At 57.1% G+C, this 25733-nt stretch carries 24 protein-coding genes; 9 read left to right on the forward strand and 15 right to left on the reverse strand.

The genetic code is table 11. The features are described from left to right. Window positions 1-45: 45 nt before the first annotated feature. The 9 genes from bamA to rpsB all read right to left on the reverse strand — a co-directional run bounded on the left by bamA (window position 46) and on the right by rpsB (window position 9929). Window positions 46-2364, reverse strand: coding sequence for an outer membrane protein assembly factor BamA (gene bamA, locus AXW11_RS10995; protein WP_036206138.1), 2319 nt, complete (start codon window positions 2362-2364; stop codon window positions 46-48). A gap of 43 nt (window positions 2365-2407) precedes the next feature. Beyond that, window positions 2408-3757: an RIP metalloprotease RseP gene (rseP, locus tag AXW11_RS11000; protein WP_041335150.1), complete on the reverse strand. Its 1350-nt coding sequence runs from the start codon at window positions 3755-3757 to the stop codon at window positions 2408-2410. Between the two features lie 49 nt (window positions 3758-3806). Continuing rightward, complete coding sequence (gene ispC / locus AXW11_RS11005; protein WP_174447637.1) at window positions 3807-5000, reverse strand: 1-deoxy-D-xylulose-5-phosphate reductoisomerase; 1194 nt, start codon at window positions 4998-5000, stop codon at window positions 3807-3809. After that, window positions 4994-5833 carry a phosphatidate cytidylyltransferase gene (locus tag AXW11_RS11010; RefSeq protein ID WP_091642428.1) on the reverse strand — a complete coding sequence of 280 codons (840 nt, stop codon included), beginning with the start codon at window positions 5831-5833 and terminating at the stop codon, window positions 4994-4996. Before AXW11_RS11010 ends, ispC begins: the two co-directional genes overlap by 7 nt. A gap of 22 nt (window positions 5834-5855) precedes the next feature. Continuing rightward, window positions 5856-6626: a polyprenyl diphosphate synthase gene (gene uppS / locus AXW11_RS11015; RefSeq protein WP_041335147.1), complete on the reverse strand. Its 771-nt coding sequence runs from the start codon at window positions 6624-6626 to the stop codon at window positions 5856-5858. Between the two features lie 75 nt (window positions 6627-6701). After that, a complete protein-coding gene (frr, locus tag AXW11_RS11020) occupies window positions 6702-7259 on the reverse strand; it encodes a ribosome recycling factor (RefSeq protein ID WP_040474182.1) in 558 nt (185 codons plus the stop codon). 42 nt (window positions 7260-7301) lie between these two features. Beyond that, a complete protein-coding gene (gene pyrH, locus AXW11_RS11025; protein ID WP_007151790.1) occupies window positions 7302-8030 on the reverse strand; it encodes a UMP kinase in 729 nt (242 codons plus the stop codon). A 186-nt stretch (window positions 8031-8216) separates the two neighbouring features. After that, complete coding sequence (gene tsf, locus AXW11_RS11030) at window positions 8217-9086, reverse strand: translation elongation factor Ts (RefSeq protein ID WP_036206125.1); 870 nt, start codon at window positions 9084-9086, stop codon at window positions 8217-8219. 90 nt (window positions 9087-9176) lie between these two features. Beyond that, window positions 9177-9929, reverse strand: a complete 753-nt coding sequence (rpsB, locus tag AXW11_RS11035) for a 30S ribosomal protein S2 (RefSeq protein ID WP_036206122.1) — start codon at window positions 9927-9929, stop codon at window positions 9177-9179. Window positions 9930-10214: 285 nt separating this feature from the next. Between rpsB and map the strand changes: the two genes are divergently transcribed. The 6 genes from map to dapE are packed head-to-tail and all read left to right on the forward strand — an operon-like array spanning window position 10215 to window position 17352. Next, complete coding sequence (gene map, locus AXW11_RS11040) at window positions 10215-10985, forward strand: type I methionyl aminopeptidase (protein WP_041335145.1); 771 nt, start codon at window positions 10215-10217, stop codon at window positions 10983-10985. Next, a complete protein-coding gene (locus AXW11_RS11045; RefSeq protein ID WP_041335142.1) occupies window positions 10986-13631 on the forward strand; it encodes a [protein-PII] uridylyltransferase in 2646 nt (881 codons plus the stop codon). It abuts the gene before it with no gap. Next, on the forward strand, window positions 13628-14830 hold the full coding sequence (gene dapC, locus AXW11_RS11050; protein ID WP_041335138.1) for a succinyldiaminopimelate transaminase: 1203 nt from the start codon (window positions 13628-13630) through the stop codon (window positions 14828-14830). Before AXW11_RS11045 ends, dapC begins: the two co-directional genes overlap by 4 nt. Beyond that, window positions 14827-15171 (forward strand): ArsC family reductase, encoded by a 345-nt coding sequence (locus AXW11_RS11055; RefSeq protein WP_041335135.1) that lies wholly within the window; start codon window positions 14827-14829, stop codon window positions 15169-15171. Before dapC ends, AXW11_RS11055 begins: the two co-directional genes overlap by 4 nt. Window positions 15172-15188: 17 nt before the next feature. Beyond that, a complete protein-coding gene (gene dapD, locus AXW11_RS11060; protein WP_041335133.1) occupies window positions 15189-16217 on the forward strand; it encodes a 2,3,4,5-tetrahydropyridine-2,6-dicarboxylate N-succinyltransferase in 1029 nt (342 codons plus the stop codon). After that, complete coding sequence (dapE, locus tag AXW11_RS11065) at window positions 16204-17352, forward strand: succinyl-diaminopimelate desuccinylase (protein ID WP_041335130.1); 1149 nt, start codon at window positions 16204-16206, stop codon at window positions 17350-17352. The genes dapD and dapE overlap by 14 nt, the downstream gene beginning before the upstream one ends. Here the strand turns inward: dapE and AXW11_RS11070 are convergent, their stop codons facing one another. Continuing rightward, the gene (locus tag AXW11_RS11070) at window positions 17353-17571 is read right to left on the reverse strand and encodes a SlyX family protein (RefSeq protein ID WP_007151799.1); all 219 of its coding nucleotides are present in this window, start codon (window positions 17569-17571) and stop codon (window positions 17353-17355) included. A gap of 245 nt (window positions 17572-17816) precedes the next feature. Here AXW11_RS11070 and AXW11_RS11075 point away from each other — a divergent pair, with 245 nt between their 5' ends. Then, window positions 17817-18398 carry a cold shock domain-containing protein gene (locus AXW11_RS11075; RefSeq protein WP_036206100.1) on the forward strand — a complete coding sequence of 194 codons (582 nt, stop codon included), beginning with the start codon at window positions 17817-17819 and terminating at the stop codon, window positions 18396-18398. Between the two features lie 72 nt (window positions 18399-18470). Here the strand turns inward: AXW11_RS11075 and AXW11_RS11080 are convergent, their stop codons facing one another. The 4 genes from AXW11_RS11080 to AXW11_RS11095 form a co-directional block, all read right to left on the reverse strand. Next, window positions 18471-18848: a hypothetical protein gene (locus tag AXW11_RS11080; protein WP_091642431.1), complete on the reverse strand. Its 378-nt coding sequence runs from the start codon at window positions 18846-18848 to the stop codon at window positions 18471-18473. Beyond that, the gene (locus AXW11_RS11085) at window positions 18820-20226 is read right to left on the reverse strand and encodes a hypothetical protein (protein WP_041335128.1); all 1407 of its coding nucleotides are present in this window, start codon (window positions 20224-20226) and stop codon (window positions 18820-18822) included. The genes AXW11_RS11080 and AXW11_RS11085 overlap by 29 nt, the downstream gene beginning before the upstream one ends. 54 nt (window positions 20227-20280) lie before the next feature. Further along, window positions 20281-21687: a mannose-1-phosphate guanylyltransferase/mannose-6-phosphate isomerase gene (locus tag AXW11_RS11090; RefSeq protein ID WP_041335125.1), complete on the reverse strand. Its 1407-nt coding sequence runs from the start codon at window positions 21685-21687 to the stop codon at window positions 20281-20283. A gap of 106 nt (window positions 21688-21793) precedes the next feature. Beyond that, entirely contained in the window at window positions 21794-22234 is a 441-nt protein-coding gene (locus AXW11_RS11095; RefSeq protein WP_041335123.1) for a VOC family protein, read from the reverse strand. 78 nt (window positions 22235-22312) lie between these two features. On the opposite strand from AXW11_RS11095, the gene AXW11_RS11100 reads away from it, so the two are divergent. Continuing rightward, the gene (locus AXW11_RS11100) at window positions 22313-23254 is read left to right on the forward strand and encodes a DUF1853 family protein (protein WP_052479681.1); all 942 of its coding nucleotides are present in this window, start codon (window positions 22313-22315) and stop codon (window positions 23252-23254) included. A 12-nt stretch (window positions 23255-23266) separates the two neighbouring features. Here AXW11_RS11100 and AXW11_RS11105 read toward each other — a convergent pair whose 3' ends face one another. Next, window positions 23267-24328 (reverse strand): GGDEF domain-containing protein, encoded by a 1062-nt coding sequence (locus AXW11_RS11105; RefSeq protein ID WP_052479544.1) that lies wholly within the window; start codon window positions 24326-24328, stop codon window positions 23267-23269. 192 nt (window positions 24329-24520) lie between these two features. Between AXW11_RS11105 and AXW11_RS11110 the strand changes: the two genes are divergently transcribed. Next, window positions 24521-25733, forward strand: a 1213-nt coding sequence (locus tag AXW11_RS11110) for an MFS transporter (RefSeq protein WP_286792277.1), incomplete at its 3' end; no start/stop codon positions are given.

Consider the following 25733-nt stretch of genomic DNA (forward strand, 5'->3'; position numbering starts at 1 on the left):
TCTCCTGTTTATCATTGTCTTTCGCACCCCCTCCGGCCCTGACGATCAGAAGGTCTGGCCGAGGGAGAACTGGAACACCTGAGTGTCATCACCGCTCTTGTCGTTCAAAGGTTTGGCAAGACTGAACGCCAGCGGTCCTACTGCCGTGATCCACTGGAATCCTACACCGGCCGACAGGCGAATTTCATCCAGGGCCGGATCAAAATTCCTATCGGCATCAAAAACCTGCCCCGCATCCACGAAGAACGCGGTTCTCATGGAACGGGTATCCCCAGCAAACGGTGTGGGGAAAATCAGTTCCAGGCTGCCTTCCGTCAACAAGCTACCACCGAAGGGGTCCGGATCGGAGAAGTCGTTCGGCGCATTGGTAGCAAGCGGGCCGAGAGAGTTTGCCTCATATCCGCGCACCGAACCATATCCACCGGCGTAGAAGTGCTCGTAGAACGGCATCACGCTTCGGCCGTTGTAACCGTCCCCGTAACCAATCTCCGAACGCGCCCTGAATACCCAGGTCTGATTATCATTCAGTGGCTGGTAGAACTCGGTTTTCTGATTCAGCTTATAGAATGTCAGGTCGCTGCCGGGCACCGCTACATCAGCGGATAACGACAGGCTATAGCCGTCCGTTGGAAGCACACCCCTATTTAGTGTGCTGCGCCGCCACGAACCGAACAGGAAATAATTGTTGAAATCGTTGCCTTCTTCATCAATGAAGGTTTTGACCTCTTCTGAGGTGAATGCACCCTCCTTCACCTTGGACAACGTATAACCAAGCCCGAAATTAAGGCGGGTAATGTTGTCCGTAGGATAACCGAAGGTGAGGCGGCCGCCGTACTCATCCAGCAGGTAAGAGGAAATATCCTGTTCTTCAAAGTCGGTTTCACGGGCAAACACGCTGAAACCACGGCTGACGCCATCCACGGTGTAGTATGGGTCCTGGTAGGAAAAATTGGCACTCTTGATGGAGTCACTGACGTTGACGCCAAAGGAGACACGCTTGCCGCTGCCAAAGAAGTTGTTCTCGGACACGTTAGCGCCCAGGATTACCCCGGAGGCCTGCGAGAAGCCGACAGACGCCGACAGACTGCCGGTTGCCTGTTCCGCCACGGAATAGTTAACGTCCACCAAATCATCCGTACCGGGCACAGGAACCGTCTCCACATCGACGGTTTCGAAGAAGCCAAGTCGCTCCAACTTTGTTTTCGAGAATTCGATCCGGTCGGTGGAGGCGACGCCACCTTCCATCTGGGTCATTTCCTGGCGCAACACATCGTCCCGGGTGGAGACGTTGCCATCAAAATTGATGCGCCGGACATACGCCCGCTTACCAGGCTCCACGAAGAAGGTTACTGACGCTGTATTGTCATCGGCAGGCTCCGGCACCGCATTCACGTTTGCAAACGCATAACCTTCGCGGCCAAGACGACGGGAAAGCGCTTCCGAAATCGCCGTCATCCGGGAACGAGAGAACACGTCGCCCTCTTCAATGGGAATAAGCTCCCGCAGCTCTTCCTCAGGTACGATCAGCTCACCGCGCAGGTTGACGTCTGACACCGTGTATTGAGGCCCCTCGTTCAACGAGATGGCAATAAAAACCTGTTTCTTGTCGGGAGAAATCGAGACCTGGCTGGACTCAACCGTAAAGTCGATGTAGCCGCGGTCAAGGTAGAAGGACCGCAGTGACTCCAGGTCGCCGCTCAGGCGCTCCCGGGCATACTTGTCAGCACTGGTGATGGAATTCCACCAACTGGTGGTCTGGAGCTCAAACAGATCCAGCAGCCGCTCGTCGTCAAACGCGTCGTTACCCACAATATTGATGTGCTGGATAGCCGCAACCGTACCTTCGTTAATGTCCAGCTTGATGGCAACGCGATTGCGGGGAAGGTCCTCGGCGGTGGCTTTCACCCGCGCATTGTAACGACCCTGACTGATGTAGGACCGGAGAATCTCAAGCTCCAGTCGCTCAAGGGTCGCCCTGCGAAATACCTGCCCCTCCTGGAGACCCGCTCCGGATAGCGCATCCATCAGCATGGGGGTTTCAATGTTCTTGTTGCCTTCAATGTCTATGGACGTGATTGAAGGTCGCTCCTGAACCGTAAGGATCAGCACACCACCATCACGGCTGGCTTTGATATCGGTAAACAGGCCGGTGCGAAACAGGTCTTTGATCGCATCGGACAGCTCCACCTCATCGACCGGCTCCCCGATCGAAACGGGAAATGCGGAAAATACCGTCCCTGCGGATACCCGCTGAAGGCCTTCTACCTCGATATCGGATACGGTGAATTCATCAGCCAGTGCCGGTTTTATGGTTGAGGTGGCGACTACCAAGCCTACAGCTATACCCAGAAGAGAACGTCTCATTCAATAATTTCGCCTGTTGATGCGCGTAAGGAGTTCGCAATTCTCACAACCGCATCAGGTCGTTGTAAAGTGCAAACACCATTAATGTAAGGATCATTGCCATTCCAATACGCAGTCCGAACGCCTGGGCCTGCTCTGATAGAGGCTTCCGGCGGATGGCTTCAATGGTGTAATAGACAATATGCCCACCATCAAGAACCGGTATTGGCAGAAGGTTCAGCACCCCAAGACTGACACTGAGGTAGGCAAGAAAACGAATAAAGTCTTCGAAACCGGAACTTACACTGGCTTCCGCTATCCTGGCAATGGTAATCGGGCCACTAAGGTTAGTGGGAGAAAGCAATCCGGTCACCATTTTTTTGATCGCGACCAGAGTCAATCGAGTGTCACCCCAGGTTTCAGAGACCGCGTTGGGAATCGCTGCCAGGGGACCATAACTGACATCCCTGAGTACGTGATCAGGCCAGGTCACCTCGCTGACACCCGCACCCACAAAACCGGTAACACTGCCATCGTCTGCCGTTCTTTCCGCGGGCGTCACACGGATTTGTTCCATGCGGCCATCGCGTTCGACCGTTAGCTCCAGGGGCTTTTCGGGCGCCTCGCGTATGAAAGCCACCAGTTCGAACCAGTCCGCTACTGGCTTGCCGTCCACCTCAACCACTCGGTCGCCGGATTTCAACCCGCCGGCCTCAGCCCGGCCACCCGGTGATATCTCCCCCAGCACTGCCGGTACGTCGGGCCGCCAGGGCGTCACACCAAACTCATTCAACGGGTTCGGCGTGTCCTCACTTAGACTCCAGCCATCCAGAGCTCCCCGCAGAGTCCCGCGGTTACCGTTCTGCGAGACATCGATGGTTACCTCACCAAACTCACCCGTGCGCTCAAGCAAGCGCATGTTCACGTCGCGCCAGGATGTCACACGACGGCCGTCGACCTGGTGGATTTCCATGCCGCTGGTGAGCCCGACCCGTTCCGCGACACTCCCCTGACTGACGTCGCCTACAATGGGCGCAACCGTGGTGAAACCAACCACGCTGAGCAGCCAGTAGGCAGCAATGGCAAACAGGAAATTCGCTATGGGCCCAGCGGCAGCAATAGCGATACGTTTCGATGGGGGCTTGGCATTGAACGCCTGATCCTTGAGCTCTTCGGGCACCGGCCCTTCCCGCTCATCCAGCATTTTCACGTAGCCACCGAGAGGGATCGCCGCAACCGCAAACTCGGTGCCCTGCCGGTCGTACCACGAAAACAGAGGCTTCCCGAAACCAACAGAAAACCGCAAAACCTTGACACCGCAGCGGCGAGCCACCCAAAAGTGACCAGCTTCATGGAGCGTCACCAGAATGCCCAGCGTGAGTATCAACGCCAATACGGTTTCAACGATCTGCATAATGCTCTCTGTTGGTGATGATAGAACCGCCTCTCAGGACTCGCATGGTTCAGACAGCCAGCGCCTGTATCTGTTCCCGTGCGACAGCCCTGCCCTCGGCATCCTTCGCGAAGATGGTATCGAAACTGTCTGCCGGTACAACCTCGGTGGCTGCCAACGTACGCTCTATGATAAGGGGGATATCCGCAAAACACAGGTTACCGGAAAGAAAGGCCGACACTGCCTCTTCGTTCGCAGCATTCATTACCGCTGGTGCCGTTCCGCCCTCGTGGAACGCCTCCGCTGCTAACCTCAGGCACGGAAAGCGCTCCAGGTCCGGGCGCTCAAAGTGAAACTGCCCGATGCGAAACAGATCCAGCGGAGCAACGCCGGCTTCAATTCTTTCGGGCCACGCGAGACCGTTAGCAATGGGTGTGCGCATGTCGGGACTACCAAGCTGCGCCAGAACGGACCCATCGGCGTACTCAACCATCGAATGAATGATGCTCTCCGGGTGGACATGCACTTCAATCATTTCCGGCGTGGTATTGAACAGCCAGCATGCTTCTATCAGCTCCAGCCCCTTGTTCATCAAGGTCGCGGAATCGACTGAGATCTTCTGCCCCATCGACCAGTTGGGGTGATTGCAGGCCTCGGCAGGCAGCACATTGCGCAGGGATTCGGCCGAGTGAGTACGAAACGGCCCACCGGAGGCAGTAAGCAGAATGCGAGTAATACCCGCACCACGGGTATCCCGGATCTTGTCCGGCGGCATACACTGGAAGATGGCGTTATGTTCGCTGTCGATCGGCAGAACGTCTGCACCCGACGCCAGAACGGCATCCATAAACAGCTTGCCCGACATAACCAGTGCTTCCTTGTTGGCAAGCAAAACGCGCTTACCCGCCCTCACTGCAGCAAGCGTAGGCGGTAATCCCACGGCTCCAACGATCGCCGCCATAACCGTATCGGAATCATCATCGCCCGCAACCTGGCATAACGCTTCCGAGCCGCCGAGAACCAGGACGGCAGGCAAATCACTTAACGCACGGGACAACGCTTCAGCCGCATTTTCATCGGCCATGACCGCATACCTGGGACGAAACTCATGGCAGAGTTCCACCATGCTGTCGACACTGGTACTGGCGGTTAGCGCTGAAACCGAAAACCGGTCCGGGTGGCGACGAATCACATCGAGTGTACTCAGGCCAATGGAGCCCGTCGCACCAAGTATCGAAACACGACGTTTCACAATAGTCACCATTGCCCCGTCGTCAACCAACCCATCAGCGTGATGATCAGGGCGAACACCGGGATGGCAGCCGTCAGGCTGTCGATTCTGTCCATGATACCGCCATGGCCCGGCAATAGCTGACTGCTATCCTTAATACCCCTGAAACGTTTCAGCATGCTTTCCAGCAGATCGCCAAGCACGGAAACGGCACCGGTAATCAGGCTGGCAACAACCAGAAGCAGCAACTGCATGGTGGTGGCTGAGGCCAGCACACTGATCACAATTGCGAAGATCGCGACCGCCACCAGACCACCCCAGACACCCGCCCAGGATTTTCCCGGACTGACCCTGGGTGCAAGCTTCGCTTTGCCAAACGCACGGCCGGCAAAATAGGCGCCGATATCCGCGACCCAGACCACGCAGAAAACATAAAGAATCAGTAGGAGGTTATTGGCACTGTCGCCGAACTGAAAGCCGCCAGTGCGAAGATGGTTAAGCCCTACCCACGCGGGAACCAGCACCAACAGGCCCATCAGGGCACGGGCAGGCACGCCGCCCCAGCGCTCTGAACCACCGGGGTAGTTTCTTACCAGCAGGAAACTCAGTACCCACCAGAACAATGCCAGCCAAAGCACCGCAACTGCCGGAACGTTCAGCAGTCCGTACAGCACCGCCGCGACCACAAGGGCATATGCAACACGGGCCGCGGGCGCAGTCAGGCCGGACATGTTGGCCCACTCCCAGGCACCAACGGTAATAATGGCCCCGGTAAACAGGGCGAACCCCAGGGGCGGCAGGAAGAAAATTCCGCCAATCGCGATGGGGGCCAGGATAAGCGCGGTAATAATACGGGTTTTAAGCACGATATCGTTCGCTATCTTGTCGTTATTGTTCTGACGAAACGCTGGCTATCTGGTCGTCTGTCTGACCAAAACGGCGTTTCCGACCCGCATATGCCTGCAACGCCTGCCCCATTTCCTGCGCCTGGAAATCGGGCCAGTAAACGGGAGAAAAATACAGTTCGGTATAGGCCAGGTGCCAGAGCATGAAGTTGCTGATGCGTTGCTCGCCAGCCGTACGAATCATCAGGTCCGGCATGGGCAAGTCACCAATAGACAGATGTTGCTGAATAAGGTTATCGGTGATGTCGGAGGGCGCCAGCTCTCCAGAACGGACCTTCTCAGCCACTTTACGACTGGCTTGGGTGATATCCCAATGCCCGCCATAATTAGCGGCGATAACCAGCGTCATCCGGGTATTGTCGCGAGTAAGCGCCTCGGCGCGCTCCATATGTTCCTGCAGGTTTGTACTAAACGCGGAGCGATCGCCGATAATGCGCAGGCAGATGTCGTTGCGGTGCAACTTTTTGACTTCCCGCTCCAACGCAAACAGGAACAGGCGCATCAGGGCCGACACTTCATCCTCGGGACGGCGCCAGTTCTCGCTGGAAAACGCAAACAGGGTAAGTACCTCCACCCCTTCCCGGGCACAGGTTTCAACCACTGATCTCACTGCTTTCACGCCGGCCTTGTGGCCGGCGACACCTTTCAGTCGCCGGGCTTTGGCCCAGCGATTGTTACCATCCATGATAATGGCCACATGCCGGGGCCGGCTACCAGCCGAAACCGGAATCTCTGCGGATACACTTTCCGTCATGCAATCCCCTGTTCAGCCGATACCGGACAACTGCAATGGCACCGGCTGATCATTGTGCTGAATTGGACCGGCTGATCAGACAGCCATCAGGTCCTCTTCCTTGGCCTTGAGCTGCTTCTCGATCTCAGCGATATAACGGTCAGTCAACTTCTGGATTTCTTCCTCACCGTAACGCTCTTCGTCTTCGTTGATGTCTTTTTCCTTCAGCAGCTCTTTCAGCGTGCTGTTGGCATCACGACGCGCGTTGCGGACGGAAACCTTGCCGTGCTCCGCATCAGCCCTGGCCTGCTTGACCATTTCCTTACGGGTTTCCTCGGTCAGCATCGGCATGGGAATTCGAATAACCTCACCGTTGTTGGACGGGTTCAGACCCAGATCCGACATCATGATCGCTTTTTCGATCTTCGGTAACAGCGGCTTCTCCCAGGGCGACACAGCCAACGTACGGTTATCCTCGACGTTCACGCTCGCCACCTGCTTGAGCGGTGTCTCCTGGCCGTAGTAATCCACGGTTACGCTGTCCAGGATGGACGGATGTGCTCGCCCGGTACGGATCTTGTTGAAAGCCCAGCTCAGGGATTCAAGGCTTTTCTTCATCTTCTTTTCAGCATCAGCTTTAATATCGTCAATCACTGCAGCGTCCTCGGATTCGTTGTACAAAATGTCTCAATCAGATTATTCAATCAGTGTGCCTTCCGACTCTCCGGTCACGATACGGGTCAACGCGCCAGAGCGGTTCATGTCGAAGACCCGGAGAGGCATGCCATGATCTCGCGCAAGACATATAGCGGTCAGATCCATCACGCCCAGCTTTTTGTCCAGCACTTCGTCATAGGTGAGACGATCGTATTTTTCCGCAGTCGGATCCTTGTAGGGATCGGCGGAATAAACGCCATCAACCTTGGTTGCCTTCAGCACGGCATCCGCTTCAATTTCGATCCCCCGCAAACAAGCGGCTGAGTCGGTCGTAAAGAACGGGTTACCGGTGCCTGCACAGAAAATCACCACATCGCCGTCTTTCAGGTCGCGTACCGCCCGGCGGCGATCATAATGCTCAACAATACCACTCATAGGGATGGCGGACATAACCCGGGTACGGATATTGGATCGCTCCAGGGCGTCACGCATAGCCAGTCCATTCATGACCGTTGCCAGCATGCCCATATGGTCGCCGGTCACCCTGTCCATGCCAGCGGCGTTCAACGCCGCACCGCGAAACAGATTGCCGCCGCCAACGACCAGGCCTACCTGAACACCAATGCCAATGAGCGAACCAATATCCAATGCCATCCGATCAAGCACTTTTGGATCAATGCCAAAATCGTGCTCGCCCATCAAGGCTTCACCACTGAGTTTGAGCAGGACGCGTTTGTATCTGGGCTGGGTATTGGACGACTTCGGCATGAGGATCCCCTTCTATGTGTCTGGCTTGGTGCCTGGCAGGACAAGCTTCTCAGGCTTGTATCTGACATACTCCTCAATAAAAAGGGGTATCTCAGATACAAGCCCGCCACGAGAACCGGAAAATTCCGGCTAACGTGGCAGACTTGGAAGGTGCCCCGGACATCGCCCTGGCACCTGTCAGAAGGATCAGGACTTGCCGGTACCTGCCGCAGCAGCGACCTCTGCCGCAAAATCCACTTCTTCCTTCTCGATACCTTCACCGACTTCCAGGCGAACAAAGCTAACCAGCTCACCGCCGTTGTCCTTAATCAGCTGACCCACGCTTTGGTCAGGATTCTTGACGAACGGCTGCTCGACCAGGCTGTTCTCCGCCAGGAATTTCTTGATCCGGCCACCCATCATCTTTTCGACGATTTCAGCAGGCTTGCCTTCCATATCAGGCTGGGCCTTGATGACCGCTTTTTCTTTCTCAAGCTCGTCGGCCGGCATGTCTTCCGGCTTGCCAACCCGCGGGTTAACAGCGGCAACGTGCATGGCAACGTCCCGAGCAACTTCAGCGCTGCCTGCGGTGAGGGCCACAACAGACGCAATCTTGTTGGTGCTGTGAACGTAAGCACCCACAACCGGGCCTTCCACCCGTACGATACGACGAACGGTGATGTTCTCGCCGATCTTCTGAACCAGCGCTTCACGCTTGGCTTCCAGATCGCCTTCCATCAGTTCGGCAACGTCTGTTCTGCTGTTCTCAAACGCAACATTCAGAACGTCGTTGGCGAAATTCATGAAGTTGTCATCACGAGCAACAAAATCAGTCTCGGAGTTCACTTCCAGGATGTAAGCGACAGTGTTGTCGTCAGACACCTTGATCAGGGAAACACCTTCAGCAGCGGTACGACCCGCCTTCTTGGCAGCCTTCAGGCCGGAAGACTTACGCAGCTCTTCAATTGCGGCATCAACGCTTCCGCCAGCTTCCACCAATGCCTTTTTGCATTCCATCATGCCAAGGCCGGTGCGCTCACGAAGCTCTTTGACCATTGCAGCAGTAATTGCAGCCATGTTCATTCCTCTTAACTGTTCCGAATTCTGGACCGGTGTGCCCGGAGGTAAACCACGGGCACACCCTACAACCTGTTCGCGAAGGAACTATTACTCCGCAGCGGGAGCAGCACCTTCCGCGTCTTCGCTGACTTCTACAAACTCGTCAGCGCCGGCACCGGCAGACTGGGCCGCTTCGATGCAGGTTTCAGCAACGGCCTGCACGTAAATCTGGATCGCGCGGATGGCATCGTCGTTGCCCGGAATCACGTAATCAACGCCGTCAGGGTCGCTGTTGGTATCAACAACGCCGATCACAGGAATGCCCAGCTTGTTGGCTTCCTTGATGGCGATACGCTCGTGGTCAACATCGATCACGAACATGGCGTCCGGCAGGCCACCCATGTCCTTGATACCGCCGATTGAACGCTCAAGACGGTCCATTTCGCGGGTACGATCCAGAGCTTCTTTCTTGGTCAGCTTGTCGAACGTACCGTCCTGGCTCTGTGCTTCCAGGTCGCGATAGCGACGGATTGACTGGCGAATGGTCTTGTAGTTGGTCAGCATGCCGCCCAACCAGCGATGGTTCACGTATGGCTGACTGGAGCGCAGTGCTTCTTCCTTGATGATCTTGGCCGCCGCACGCTTGGTGCCAACGAACAGGATCTTGTTCTTGTTGCCCGCGAGGTTATGAACGAAGTTCAACGCATCGTTCATGGCAGGAACAGTCTGCTCAAGGTTGATGATATGAATCTTGTTGCGAGCGCCGAAGATGAACTTCGACATTTTCGGGTTCCAGTAACGAGTCTGGTGACCGAAGTGGGCGCCTGCTTTCAGCAGGTCACGCATATTTACCTGAGCCATGATATTTACCTTTTTAGCTTCGGGTTAGTCCTCCACACGTCCGATTGCCCCAACCTGGCTCCGTCGCCTTTATATAGAGACAACATGAGCAGGCACCCTGGGACAACGTGCCGACGTGTGTGCGAATTTGCCGGATTTGTTTCCAGCGGGCGCGTTTATACCATAAATCGCCCGCCGGATTCCATTAATTTGTGTCCCGTAAAGCACGGCAAAACCGCCTCTTCCTTGTACCGGGCAACACTCCCCCTTAAAATGCGTGTTTGATCCAAATCAACGGGAACCCCAATGCAGGTATCGATCAAGACTCCGGAAGAAATCGAGAAGATGCGTGTCGCTGGCCGCCTGGCGGCCGAAGTTCTTGAGATGATTGGCGAACACGTCAAACCGGGCGTAACAACCGAGAAGCTCGACAGTATTTGCCACGCTTATATGGTGGACGAGCAAAAGACCATTCCGGCGCCGCTGAACTACAAGGGTTTCCCGAAATCGGTATGCACCTCAGTGAATCATGTGGTCTGCCACGGCATCCCGAACGAGAAAAAGGTGCTGAAGGACGGTGACATCGTCAATATCGACGTCACGGTAATCAAAGACGGATGGCACGGTGATACCAGCAAGATGTTCATCGTCGGCAAGCCCAAGCCCGGCAGCGAACGCCTGATCCAGATCACCCAGGAGTGTCTGTATAAAGGTATTGAACTGGTGAAGCCTGGCGCCCGGCTGGGCGACATTGGTCACGTGATCCAGCAGCATGCTGAGAAGCATCGCTATTCTGTGGTCCGGGACTATTGCGGCCACGGCATTGGAAAGGTGTTTCACGAAGACCCTCAGGTGATGCACTACGGCAAGCCCGGCACCGGGATGGAGCTGCAGGAAGGCATGACCTTTACCATCGAACCGATGATTAACCAGGGAAAGTACCACACCAAGCTGCTGCCGGATGGCTGGACCGTGGTGACCAAGGATCATAAGCTCTCCGCGCAATGGGAGCACACTATCCTGGTGACGTCGGACGGCTACGAAGTACTGACCAAGCGCACGGAAGAGTCATTCTAGGTGGACCTCAGCGAACTGGAATCCAGGATAAGCAACGACATCTCACCTGTTGTAGCAGCCCGGGAGCTGTTGAAGGAACGCTACAACGCAGACGCAGAAGCGTTCCGGCAGGGAGCTGATGTTCGCGCACTGGTCCATTCCCGGTCCGGAACCCTGGATACCATTCTTGCCCTGATCTGGAACCGCTACGCCTTTGCCGCCTCTGCCGATGTCTCTCTCGTTGCAGTCGGCGGCTATGGCCGAGGAGAACTCCACCCCCATTCCGATATCGACCTGTTGATTCTCACCCGGAGTGGTATAGAAGAGAACTGGCAAGAAGACCTTGGCGCCTTCATAACCCTCCTGTGGGACCTGAAGCTGGATATCGGCCACAGCGTCCGCAGCATCCAGGAAAGCATGGACGCCGCCAGGGAAGATGTCACGATCCTTACCAACCTGCTGGAAACCCGTACCATTGCCGGCCCGGATGACTTACGCGACGAACTCAGTCATCAGGTTTATTCAGACGCCATCAGCTCTGACCGCGATTACTTCATAGCAAAACGGGAAGAGCAGAAGCAGCGCCACGCGAAATACGGGGACACGGAATACAACCTTGAGCCCAATGTAAAAGGCTCTCCAGGCGCACTGCGGGATATACAGACCATCGGCTGGATTACCAAGCGACACTTCGGTCTGCAGAATATCGCGGATCTGACACGCTTCAGTATCCTGACCGAAGAAGAGCACCAGATATTGCTGCAGGGCGAAACCTTCCTGTGGCGACTTCGCTTTGGCCTGCAACTGATTGCCGACCGCAACGAGAATCGCCTCCTGTTTGACCATCAACGGGCACTCGCTCAGATGCTGGGTTACAAGGATGAGGGCAAGCGGCTGGGCGTTGAGTTGATGATGCAGTCCTACTACCGCACCGTGCTGGCCCTGGCGGAGCTGACCGACGTTATTCTTCAGTACTACGACGAGGCCATACTCGGCGCCGGAAGTGACGACGACATCCTGCCCCTGAACAAGCGCTTCCAGATTCGCAACTACTACATTGAAGCCGTCAACAACCAGGTCTTCGCCTACGCGCCCTATGCCATCATGGAAATTTTCGTTCTGATGGCGCAGCATCCGGAAATCAAAGGCATCCGCGCCACCACCATCCGTTCACTGCGGGCGCACCGCCACCTGATTGACGACGCTTTCCGCTCGGATCTGGCCGTTACTTCCCTGTTCATGGAACTGCTGCGGACGCCACACGCCCTCGACCAGACCCTGTCGGCAATGAAGAAATACAACGTGCTGGGCCGCTACCTCCCCGAATTTGGCCAGATCATCGGCCAGATGCAGCACGACCTGTTCCACATCTACACCGTGGATGCCCACACCATGCGGGTGATCCGCAACATGGTGCGGCTGGACAGCGCCGACGCCCGCAATGAATACCCGCTGGCGTCGCGTTTGATTCACCGGTTACCGAAGCTTGAAACACTGTATATTGCCGGCCTTTATCATGACGTGGCCAAAGGCCGGGGCGGCGACCATTCGGAGCTGGGCGCAATTGACGTCGAGGACTTCTGCGAACGCCATCACCTCAGTGAACGGGACACTCAACTGGCCTCCTGGCTGGTGGAAAATCACCTGCTGATGTCGATGACCGCCCAGCGCAAGGACATCTCCGATCCGGACATCATCCATGGCTTCGCACGCGCCGTGCCCAGCCAGGTACACCTGGACTACCTCTACGTGCTGACGGTGTGCGATATTAGCGCCACCAATCCCAAGTTGTGGAACACTTGGCGCGCCTCGCTGTTGCGCCAGCTCTACATCGAGACCAAACGGGCACTCAGACGCGGCTCGGAAACACCGGTAGACCGTCAGGAATGGGTGCGCGCCACTCAGTCCGAGGCACGGGAGATTCTCCACGCCCAGAATATGACGGACGAACAGATCGACGGAATCTGGGAAACCCTGGACGAAGACTACTTCCTGCAGGATTCCACGGTGGACATTGCCTGGCAGACCGCTGCAATCATCCGCCATGGTGATGACCCCGACCCGCTGGTGCTGATTCGTGACACCCGGGGCGGCCCTACTGACGGCTACTCCCAGATCATCATTTATATGAGTGACCGTATTGACCTGTTCGCGGCCACCACGGCGGTGCTGGAACAACTTAACCTCAACATCGTCGATGCTCGCATCAGCTCAAGCGAAGGCCCCTTCTCTATCAGTTCCTACATTGTTCTGGACGAGAAAGGCAAACCCCTGGGCATTGACCCGGCCCGCAAGGATCGGGTTCGCATGCGCCTGATTGAGGAACTGGATGACCCGGAAGATTACCCTGACATCATCCACCGCCGCACTCCCAGACAGCTGAAGCACTTTGCCTTCCCCACGGAAGTGACCTTCTCCAACGACACCATCAACCAGCGCACGGTGATGGAAGTGATCACACCGGACCGCCCGGGGTTGCTGGCCCGCGTTGGACAGGTATTGCTGGAGCATCGCGTGCGGCTAACCAACGCCAAGATTGCGACGCTGGGTGAACGGGTGGAAGACGTATTCTTTGTAACCGACGAGCACGGCGAGCAGATCAGCGACCCCGCAGTCTGCCAGGCCCTGCAGCAGGATCTTTGCCAAATGCTGGATGACACCCAATGAACCCCGACCTGGACAGGCTACACCCCTACCCGTTCGAGAAATTGACCAAACTCAAGTCCGGCATCAGCGTTCCCAAGGACCTGACGTCGATTTCCCTGGGCATCGGTGAGCCCAAGCATCCGTCTCCGGAATTCGTCAAACAGGTAATCGCGGATAATCTGGACAAACTCGCCAACTACCCTACAACGAAAGGCACCGACGAACTGCGTCAGGCCATCGCGCGCTGGGCCACCCGCCGCTTTGAACTGACACCCGGATCACTGACGCCTGAGCACCATATCGTTCCGGTGAATGGCACTCGCGAAGGCATCTTCTCGCTGGTGCAATCGGTGGTGGAATCCAGCCAGAGCGCCACCGTGGTCAGCCCCAACCCGTTTTACCAGGTCTACGAAGGCGCTGCGTTCCTTGCCGGCGCAACGCCCCATTACCTTGCCTGCGACGCAGACAGCCATTTCATACCGGACTTTGACAAGGTTCCGAAATCCGTATGGAAAAACTGCCAGGTGCTGTTCCTGTGCTCACCGGGCAACCCCAGCGGTTCGGTGATTCCCCGGGAGACATTGGCGCGGGTCATCGAACTGGCGGACGAGCATGACTTCATCGTCGCGTCCGATGAATGCTATTCCGAGCTCTACCCGGACGAACGTCGGCCGCCGGAAGGATTACTGCAAACCTGTGCCGCTATTGGCCGCAACGATTTCGCCCGCTGCGTCGTGTTCCACAGCCTGTCGAAGCGGAGCAACTTGCCGGGCCTGCGGTCCGGTTTCGTGGCCGGCGATGCCGATATCCTCAAAGGCTATCTCAAATACCGCACCTACCATGGCTGCGCCATGCCCATACACAACCAGCTGGCGAGCATTGCCGCCTGGAGCGATGAAGACCACGTGCGGGAGAACCGGGCGGCCTACCGCGCCAAGTTTGAGGCAGTGGTACCCATCCTGCGGGAAGTGATGAACGTGGACTTTCCCGATGCCGGGTTCTACCTCTGGCCGGAAACCCCGATGGACGACGAAACGTTCGCGCGGGAGTTGTCTGCCCAGCAGAATGTGCACGTACTCCCCGGGCGCTACCTCTCTCGCACTGTCAATGGCCATAATCCTGGTGAAAACCGGGTAAGGATGGCCCTGGTGGCGCCGATTGAAGAATGCGTGGAAGCGGCAAAACGCATTGTGACTTTTGTAAAGGCAAACAGGACATGAAACTCTACGGCATCCGAAATTGCGACACCGTCAAGAAAGCCCGGAAATGGCTGGGCGACGCCGGCATCGACTACGAATTCCACGACTTCAAGAAGGACGGCCTGGACACCGACCGGCTCAGCCAATGGGAACAGGTCACCGGCTGGGAGTTGTTACTGAACCGTCGCGGCACCACGTGGCGCAAACTTTCGGACGATGTTCGTGATAATATTAGCGCCCAATCCGCCCACGACCTGATGCTCGACAATCCGTCCATCATCAAGCGGCCCGTGGTTGAGCACGGCGACACGGTCAGCGTCGGCTTTAATGCCGATGATTGGGCCGAACGATTCAAACACTGAGAACCAGGAGCACATCAATGAGTTTTGCATTCGGAATTGGTATCGGCACCCAGAACAATCAGGGCGAGTGGCTGGAAGTGTTTTACCAGCAGCCGGTCATCACCCCCGATAACGGCCTCATCGAAGTGGCTCAAAACGTTCTGGATTACCAGGGAGGCAATCAGGCGGTATCGGTGACGCCCGATCAACTCAAGGCGCTCTCGGACGGATTACGCCAACTGGGCCAGATGGAACAGTCCGCCCTGGCGGGCAAAGCTGCCGAGAGCCGTCGCCCGGTCGTGGTGACCCTACTGGACACCGACGACACTGCGTCCAGCACGCCAGAGGTCTACCTCAAGCTGCACCTGATCTCCAGTCGCCAGGCCAGACCCCATGAGCTGAAACTGGACGGCATTTTCGGCCTGCTGCCAAACCTGGCCTGGACCAGCGAAGGCGCCATCGACCTTAACGAGCTGCCAGAGCGCCAGCTCAAGGCGCGCCTCGAAGGCCGCACCCTGGAAGTGAAGTCCGTCGACAAGTTCCCGCAGATGACGGATTACGTGGTCCCTAAAGGCGTGCGCATCGCCGACACCGCCCGTGTTCGCCTGGGCGCCTATGTGGGTGAAGGCACCACCGTGATGCATGAAGGCTTTATCAACTTCAATGCCGGCACCGAAGGCACCAGCATGATTGAAGGCCGCATCTCCGCCGGCGTGATGATCGGCCAGGGCTCGGATCTCGGCGGTGGCTGCTCCACCATGGGCACCCTGTCCGGCGGCGGCAACATCATCATTTCCGTTGGTGAGAACTGCCTGATTGGCGCCAATGCCGGCCTCGGCATTCCCCTGGGTGACCGCTGCAAAGTCGAAGCGGGCCTGTACATTACCGCCGGCACCAAGGTAGCCCTGCTGGACGACAACAACGAACTGGTTGAAGTCATCAAGGCACGGGATTTGGCCAACAAGCCGGACCTTCTGTTCCGCCGTAACAGCCAGACTGGCGCGGTTGAATGCAAGACCAACAAGTCCGCCATCGAGCTGAACGAAGAACTGCATGCAAACAACTAATTCCGCCGAGCTTTCCCCAACCCTCAGGCTCGCCGTTGACCTGATCCGCCGGCCGTCCGTTACCCCGGACGACGCCGGCTGCCAGGAACTGATGATGTCACGGCTCTCCGCCCTGGGCTTTAAGGGCGAGGCCCTGCGCTTTGGTGAAACCGACAACCTGTGGGCCCGCAAGGGTTCGGAAGGCCCACTGCTGACGTTTGCAGGCCATACGGATGTGGTGCCTACCGGTCCGGAGAAAAACTGGCGTCATCCGCCGTTCGAGGCGGTGATAGATGATGGTTTTCTTCATGGCCGGGGCGCCGCCGACATGAAAGGCAGTCTGGCGGCCTTCGTCACAGCCTGCGAGCGGTTTGTGACGGATCATCCCGATCATCGGGGCTCCATTGCCTTGTTGATCACCAGTGACGAGGAAGGTCCGGCCCAGGACGGCACCGTGAAAGTGGTGGAAACCCTGGAAGCCCGGAATGAGAAAATCGACTGGTGCCTGATTGGTGAACCGTCCAGCACCCGTGAGGTGGGCGATGTCATCAAGAACGGCCGTCGGGGCTCACTCCATGGCTATCTCACAGTACAGGGCACTCAGGGGCACGTGGCCTACCCGCACCTGGCGGAAAACCCGGTGCATACCGCTGCCCCGGCACTGGACGCCCTCGCGAAGGAATTCTGGGACAATGGCAATGATTTCTTCCCGCCAACCACTTTCCAGATCACCAAGATCGAAGCTGGTACCGGGAGCAACATCATTCCCGGAGAGTGCCTGGTTCACTTCAATTTTCGCTACTGCACGGAAAACACAGCGGAAAGCCTGGAAGAACGAGTGGTTGCCATTCTCGACCGTCATGAGTTGAAGTATGACCTGCAATGGCATCTGAGCGGCCGGCCATTCCTGACCGATAGCGGATCACTGGTTTCGGCGGCAAAAAGTGCCATCCGTTCCGTCACTGGCCGGGAAACCGAGCTGTCTACCTCTGGTGGTACGTCGGATGGACGCTTTATCGCCCCGACCGGCGCCCAGGTTCTGGAACTTGGCCCGATCAATGCCACCATCCACAAAGTCGATGAGTGTGTAAAAGCCGCAGACCTGGACACCCTGTCGGAAATTTACGAACAGGTTCTTGTGGAACTGCTGGCCTGATCAGTAGTGAGGAGGAGGCGTTTCGTCCTCCTCCTTTCTGATGTTCGATGACGATACTTCCTTGAGCTGAGTGTTCAGCTGCTTCTTCGCCTCCCAGAGTTCCCGGATATCCAGCTCCTGACGTGCCACCTGCTCGCTCAGGGTATGAATGATGTCGTCCTGGAATGCCAGACGCGTTTCCAGTTCGTCCAGCCGGGCCTGCAGATCTTTGTCGCTCATAAAGTTTTTGGTTCTCCGGGAAGGATTCCCATCAAGGTATTGTGTGATCAATTTGGTGTCGGCGGACACGCCGCTTGGTCAGCGCTCCCCGTTATCTGGTATCATCCCGCTTTTGCCCGCCGGGGAACCTGAAAGACCCGTTTATGTCTTGCAGGCCCCCAGCGGTTTTCACCGCCGGAGACCCGATTTTACCCGATATCCGGCTCTTTATCGTTAGCGTTAGATGAATGGAGAAAATTCAGTCCATGCAAAACCCAGCAAAAGCGATCGTCCTTGCTCTCCTGGTCGCGATTCCGTCACCTTTTATCCTCGGCTTTCTGTTGGTGACTTTCACCCCGGAACTCTTCCAGATTCTGTCTCAGGCCGGCACTAGCGAGGAAGCAACCAGTACCACGTTTGTATTGGGCAGCGCCCAGGGCATCGCAGCCTATATTATTGCGGTTGTCCTTTTCGGCCTGGCAGGCTTCGTAACCGTCGCTCTGGCGGCCAAGAAACCCTCAGCCGTGAAGCAGCAAGCGCCTCGCGCCAGCACGGCACCTCGCCAGCCTGCCCCGCGCAAGCAGCAATCCCAACCGGATTACGAGGACGACGATGACTACGACGACAGCACCCCTGAAGGCAATGAGGAAGGCACCGTCAAGTGGTTCAACGTCAAGAAAGGCTTCGGGTTTATTGTCCGCGATAGCGGCGATGAAGTCTTTGTACACTTCCGCGCCATTCGTGGCCGTGGCCGCCGGGTACTGCGCCAGGGCCAACTGGTCCGGTTCAGCGTTGTCGAAGCGGACAAGGGCCTTCAGGCGGACAACGTGTCCATCCTGAGCGACTGATCCACGAGAACGTTCATCACAAAAAAGGGGGCAGCCGACCGGCTGCCCCCTTTTTCGTTGCCGGGAAAAAACTCAGTTCCAGACCGCCAGTTGCTCTCCACGCTGGTCCAGCCGCCACCATTTCTCATCCTCCACGGGCTCGCCTTCTTTCCAGTCACCGGGGCTGCAGCGAATCTCGGTATCCATGGCACGCCAGGCACTCCGGGCGCAATCGAGGTCGGACGCCCAGGGCAGATCTTCACCCTCAAGGATCACAGAGGTGTATCGCTTGCCACCTGCACCGGGGTACAGATTAATGCGGACTCTATGCGCCCGATAATGAGCTGACCCTTTCACCGCCCTGTCACCCAGCGGGTCATCCCTGAGCTCAATGTCGTCCAGATGACTGGCAAGCCAGCTAGATACCGCTGACGACTCCAGGTCACGAATGTAGATTTCGAGATCCCGCACCTTCTGTATCTCCTGCCGGTTGATCACAATGGACCACATAGTGAACCGGCCCGGGGCGGGCTGCAACCCAGCGTTCGAGTTCATGGCGCAGGTCATCCATTTTCAGTGTCCTGAGCGTGCCCTCCGCCTTTCGCTCATGCCAGGCCACCTCCGCCGCTGCACGCTCGACGGCCAAGCTTTCAAGGGATCGCTCCAGTGCTTCCGTCGGTTGTTGCCTGGCCATTGCTACCAGTGACTGTCGTCGCAGCGTATCGGTTTTTCCGGCGAGCGCCATACCCTTAATAGGGCCGCGTTCGGCAAACAGGTTCAATCGGGCGGCTGCACGCTCTACCCACTGGATCATACCGCCAGGCGACCCGACCAGCCGACTCCGGCTTGAGGCGGCATGGCGGACAAGCGTTTGGGACAATTCTATGTTCCAGCGCTTTTCAATCGCTGGCTGATGAGCCGTCAGGATAGCAACCTTCTGGCCGGTACTCGTGCCGGGCATGTCAAAGATATCGAAATCCCGGCCCAGCCACCGTTCGAGTTGCTCAATGGCACCGCCTGCCTCCGGTGAATCAGACCCCAGCATGACCACAGGGCCCGGATATCCGGTAACCAGACTGCGGGCCACGCTGAGCTCGGGCGCCATCATTGCAGCCAGGTCCACCGGAGAAACGTTATCCAGAACCAGCGCGGGATAATCCTTGCGGTCGATGCCTTTGGACGGGATGGCTGGATTATCGCTGGCCATGATTTCCGCCTCATTGCGAAGGTCCAGCCTTATAAAGCCACAATACAGGAACGGCAATAGGGCTTGTAACCAGCTGGTTTTACCGGTGCCTCTCGCCCCTTTCACCCACACCAGTGCTCTTGGAACCGAGACCAGGGTAATCGATACATCTTCCGCCAGTTCCAGCCATTCCAGGTCGGTAACCACAACGGGCACATCGCCTTTGTCGGAGATTTCGGCGACTTGCTGCTGTTCGTCCGCAGCGGGCCACCGGTCGACCAATTCCAACACCGCCACGTAGGCTTTCTCCTGCAGGCGTTCGGCGTTACGAGTCAGCACCGACAACAGGATGGGCCAGTCAAGCCAGGGGGCACTGCTCAGCTCGCGGGCGGAAGAAAACCAGTACATGAGCTGTGAGGACAACTGGCCCTCTCCGCCCACTTCGGTCACGATGGGTTGCTCACATTGGATGGTGCGGGTCAGTTCGTCGATATCGACACCACGGCCACGAAGGAAGCCGCAAATGGCGGGTTCATCATCCAGCAGCGCCAACAGGAAATCCTCAACGGTGATCGCGTAACCGCCACGTTGGGCTACGCTGTCGCGAGCCCGTTGCAGTGCGGTTTGACAGAGGGGGCTCAGGCATCCTTGCCAGTCTTCCATTCACTTCTCCTTGTGGTCAGCGGCATCGTCCTGATGCCATTTCATCAATACCGGTCAGACCCGGTTGTAGGTGTCCTCAAAACGCACAATGTCGTCTTCACCCAGGTAGCTACCCGTCTGCACTTCAATCAGTTCCAGGGGAATAACGCCAGGGTTGGTCAGCCGATGGGTCACACCCAACGGAATGTAGGTGGACTGGTCTTCGGTCAGCAACAACACATCGTCACCGCGATTGACCGTTGCGGTTCCCTTGACCACCACCCAGTGCTCGGCACGATGATGATGTTTCTGCAACGACAGCGACGCGCCCGGCTTAACCGTAATGTGCTTGACCTGGAAACGTTCCCCCATGGCGATACCTTCATAGGTGCCCCAGGGGCGGTGGACCTTCTTGTGGAACCGGTGTTCATGACGGCCCTGAGCCTTGACCTGGGCAACCAGCTTCTTCACATCCTGAACCCGGCCGCGGTCCGCCACCAGCACCACATCATCCGTTTCAACGATGACGTGATCCGTGATGCCCAGCGCTGCAATCAGACGGCCCTCTGAGTGAATGTAGGAGCCAGAAACGTCTTCGGTGATCACATCTCCCCGGCACACGTTGTTGTTCTCATCGTGGGGCTGAATATCCCAAAGCGCGGACCAGGAGCCCACATCCGACCAACCGGCATCCAGGGGCACCACCACCGCATCGTGGGTCTTTTCCATCACTGCATAGTCGATGGAATCGTCCGGGCAAGCCCTGAAGTTCTCGGCACCCACGCGGGTGAAATCCATGTCGTCGTTGCGTTCCTTCCAGGCAGCCAGGCAGGCTTTCATCATCTCGGGTTGCTGACTTTCCAGTTCCTTCAGATAGCGATCGGCGCGAAACAGGAACATGCCGCTGTTCCAGAAATAATCGCCCTCTTCCAGATACTGACGAGCGGTTTTCTCGTCCGGCTTTTCCACAAAAGCCGCCACATCGTTGTACCCTTCGTGGGCCGCACCAGCCTTGATGTAGCCGTAGCCTGTGTGAGGCGCGCTGGGCACAATACCAAAGGTAACCAACTTGCCGGAACGGGCGGCTTCAGCGCCCTGACTGACCGCCTGGCGGAACACATCCTGGTTCTTCAATACGTGATCCGAAGGCATCACCAGCAGCAACTCTTCCGGGTTTTCTTCCGCAGCCGCAAGGGCCGCGAGTGCAATGGCCGGGGCAGTATTGCGACCGACCGGCTCGAGAATGATCCCGGCGGTACGCTCGGGTGCCTGGGCCTGCAAATGGGCCGCAACCACAAACCGGTGCTCTTCATTGGTGATGGCCAATACCCGGGCTTTGTCATCCAGTGCCAGGCCACGATCGATGGTTTCCGCCAGCAGGGAATCGTCAGACACCACCGGTAGAAACTGCTTGGGATAGGCTTCACGGGACAACGGCCAGAGACGGGTGCCGGAACCACCAGAAAGAATCACTGCAAGCATGGGTCGTCCTTGTCTTGAATTTTCACGAATTTTACCTCAAAAACCGTCAACCTGTCCTGCCGATGGCGATTAAACCGGTTCCAATCTTGCAAACCTTCACGCCCTCTTACCAGGTGCCAATGTTTTCCATGCTGGCCCAGGGTTCCTTCGGTGGCAGTGACTCCCCTTTCTGGAGCAGTTCAATGGAAATGCCATCAGGCGACCTGATAAACGCCATATGGCCGTCGCGCGGTGGACGATTGATGGTAACGCCGTTGGCCCGCAGGTGGCTACACAATGCATAGAGATCGTCCACCCGATACGCCAGATGTCCGAAATTGCGACCACCGCTGTATTCTTCCGGGTCCCAGTTATAGGTGAGTTCGATCATCGCGGCCCGGTCCTCCCTGGCCCGAGCCTCATCCTCCGCGGCCGCAAGGAAAACCAGTGTGAAGCGCCCCTTTTCGCTGCTTTTTCGGTTGATTTCCACCATGCCGAGTAACTCGCAGAAAAAGTGCAGGGTCTGTTCCAGATTGCTGACCCGGATCATTGTGTGAAGATACTGCATATTGCGCCTCCTGAAGGATCTATTCGATAACAACCAATGAGGACTGATACGAGCAACCGTTTGGGTTATCCTGCCCTCATGAACCAAGGTCCCGAACGCCTCGCCCCTCACCAGTACCACGTGCCTGCCGTGCGACACCTGGCTTGGATGTGTCGTGCCCCCCAGCTTATCAGCTCCCCAATGGGTTTTAATCCGGAAAATATTCTGCCGGATGACACAGAGGAGCGCCTGAAGGCATGGGACCGTGCGCCTCAGCATGGCCCGGAGGTACTGACGGAAGAGCCGGCACGACGCTTGGGACACTATTTCGAACGTCTTTACGAGTGCCTGATGAGAGACCTGCTTGGTTGGGAAATACTACTCAAGAACCAACCGGTCAGAAATAATGGCATCACCCTGGGTGAGCTGGATTTTGTGGTCCGAAATCCTGCGGATAACGTCGTCGAACACCACGAAATTGCTGTGAAGTTTTACCTGGGCCATCTGGAAACCGGCCAGGACAAACCACTCTGGTACGGACCCAATGCCCGGGACCGACTGGACATCAAAACCAGGCGGCTGACAGACCACCAAAGCCAGCTGACAGAAAAACCAGAGGCCCGCAACCTGCTGACATCCCTGGGTATTGATACGCCCGCGCGGCCCCGGATATTCATGCCCGGGTATCTTTTCTACCATCTGACAAACGCCTTGCCCTCACCCGACAACGTACCGCCAGGACATCTGCGCGGCCATTGGCTCTATATAGACAACCTGGACGCAAAAGAAACGACGGGAAACGAGAAAACCACTGACACGAAACACTGGGTCCCGCTGATCAAGCCACACTGGCTTGGCCTCTGGCGTCAGGAAGAGGCCCCTGATCAAAACCAAACGGAGGACGCGCTGGAGGAGGTCCGCTCTGCCGGCATTCCCCGCCTGTTTGCGGCCCTTGAGCGATCTGAGGACGGGGATTGGCGGGAAATGTCACGCGTGTTTGTGGTCCCCAGTGAATGGCCGGGGCTCCCCCGTCGCGGTTGATGCCTTGATGGGCTAACCTGCTTCCAGCTCCACGCGATTCCTGCCACCCTCCTTGCTGCGATAGAGTGCGCGATCCGCACGACTGATGGCTGAATTCAGATTGTCGCCCCGGCGAAACTCACTGACGCCAGCACTGATGCTCAGATCAATGGGCTCATCGGTTGTCGCCAGCCAGTCATGGGCCAGAAGCGCTTTTCGCACGCGCTCCGCACTGGCTTGAGCGCTATTCAGGCTGGTGTCTGGAAGCACCGCGAGAAATTCCTCACCGCCCCAGCGGGAGATCAAGTCCTGAATGCGTAGTTGAGCCTCGATTATGTTGGCGACTTCAATCAACACCCGATCACCAATCTCGTGTCCATGCCGGTCATTGATGGCCTTGAAGTGGTCGATATCAAGTACCAGGAACGCAACGGGTCGCCCCGTCCTCCGGAAACGCGCCAGCTCCTTTTCAGCAAGGTAGGTCATGTGTCGCCGGTTGAAGAGGCCCGTCAACGAATCGGTTGTCGCCATCCGCCGCAGTTTCCGGTTTGCCGTGGTCACCATGGTGAGGTAGAAGAACGACAGGTAGCTGAACATGGCAAACACCACACTCAGGTTAAACAGATAAACGGCAAGCAGGGCTCCAGGGGCAACGGGCTGCAGCGGTTCGATGAACCACATCATCAGGTACAGGGCGATGTAATAGCTCCACAACGCCACCAGGCAGATCACCGCTGACCGCAACGCCATGCTAACGAACAGCGCCGGTATAAACATCAGCAAGTAATAGTGAAAGCCGCTGTCCCAGCCGATAAGCACAATGCCCAGCCCGGCGTGGATAATCACTTCCGCCCAGATCAGGCCAATGGCCAGGCCATTCTGCTTCCTGCCCAACGCCCTGTATGCCACGACATACATGGTGACACTTACAACATTCACCCACGCCAGGATAGGCGAGCCGAGCATGTGGAACAGAAAGAAAAATGCCACATCAACCGTGGCTGCAATCTGACAACAACGCTTGGCCACCTGCCAGAATTGCGGACGACGCTCCCTGATTGATTCCCTGGCAGACATGGATCTGGCCTGATTCATAAACAGTAACTTCCAAAACGGGTATCTTCAGGTTACCCCGAAAAGCACAAGCCTGCTCACCACAAACGTAAAATACTGAAAATCTTTGAAACCCCCGTACGAAGCGTGAAGCTCATGCAACCAGAACCCTACTCCAGCAACCGGTTTGTGGCAGAATAATGCCCATCAACAATGAGAGGATGGACCACTATCATGGACGACCACAGCCAGTTCCGGCTGCTTTCAGAGCGACGCTTCCTGCCGTTCTTCCTGACCCAGTTCTCAGGCGCCTTTAACGACAACCTGTTCCGCAACATTCTGCTGTTGCTGATTACTTACACGGCTGGTGGCCTGCTGGGCCTGCCCATTGATGTGGTGGTCAACATCGCGGCGTTGCTGTTTATCCTGCCTTTTTTCCTGTTTTCCGGCATCGCTGGCCAACTGGCGGACAAGTATGAAAAGTCCCGTGTGATTCGCTGGGTAAAACTCGCGGAGATCGCCATTATGGCGCTGGCCGCCGCCGGGCTCTGGGTCGGCTGGTACGAATCGCTTCTGCTGTTGCTGTTCCTGATGGGCGTGCAATCCACCTTCTTCGGCCCTGTGAAGTACGCCATCCTGCCACAGGTGCTTCGGGACGATGAGCTGGTGGGCGGAAACGCGCTGGTGGAAATGGGCACCTTCGTGGCTATTCTTGTGGGCACACTCGCCGCAGGCCTGCTTATGGGCAGCGACCAACCGGAGAAACTCGCAGCAATCGGGGTCCTAGCCCTGGCCGTCATCGGCTACCTGGCAGCGCGGCAAGTCCCGGTGACCGGCACCACCAATCCCGACATGACCATACGCCTGAACCCACTGCGGGAAACCTGGCATCTGATGCGCCTGGCCGCAGACAACCACTCGGTGTTGCTGTGCATCATGGCCATTTCCTGGTTCTGGTTCCTCGGCGCCGCCTACCTCACCCAGTTCCCCAGCTTTGCCCAGACCGACCTTATGGGTGATGAAACCGTGGTCACCCTTCTGCTGGCCATCTTCACCATCGGCATTGCGTTAGGCTCTGTCGCCTGCGAACGGCTTTCCGGCCATCGGATAGAACTGGGCATTGTGCCCATTGGCTCACTGGGCATCAGCCTGTTCGGGCTCGACCTCTACTTCAACATGCCCGCCAACCCGGTACCAACCGACTGGTGGATGATGATCAGCGACAGCCAGCACCGGCAGGTGGCCATCGATCTGCTGGGGATCGGCTTTTTTGGTGGCCTGTTTATCGTGCCCCTTTACGCGTTTGTGCAACGGGAAACCCCGGAGGAACGGCGCGCCCGTGTTATTGCGGCACTGAACGTGTTCAACGCCCTGTTCATGGTGGTCAGCGCCATCATGGGCGTAATGATGCTGGGCGTGATCGGCCTCAGCATCCCCGAGTTCTTCC

The organism is Marinobacter sp. Hex_13, assembly GCF_001566815.1.
Lineage (GTDB): Bacteria > Pseudomonadota > Gammaproteobacteria > Pseudomonadales > Oleiphilaceae > Marinobacter > Marinobacter salarius.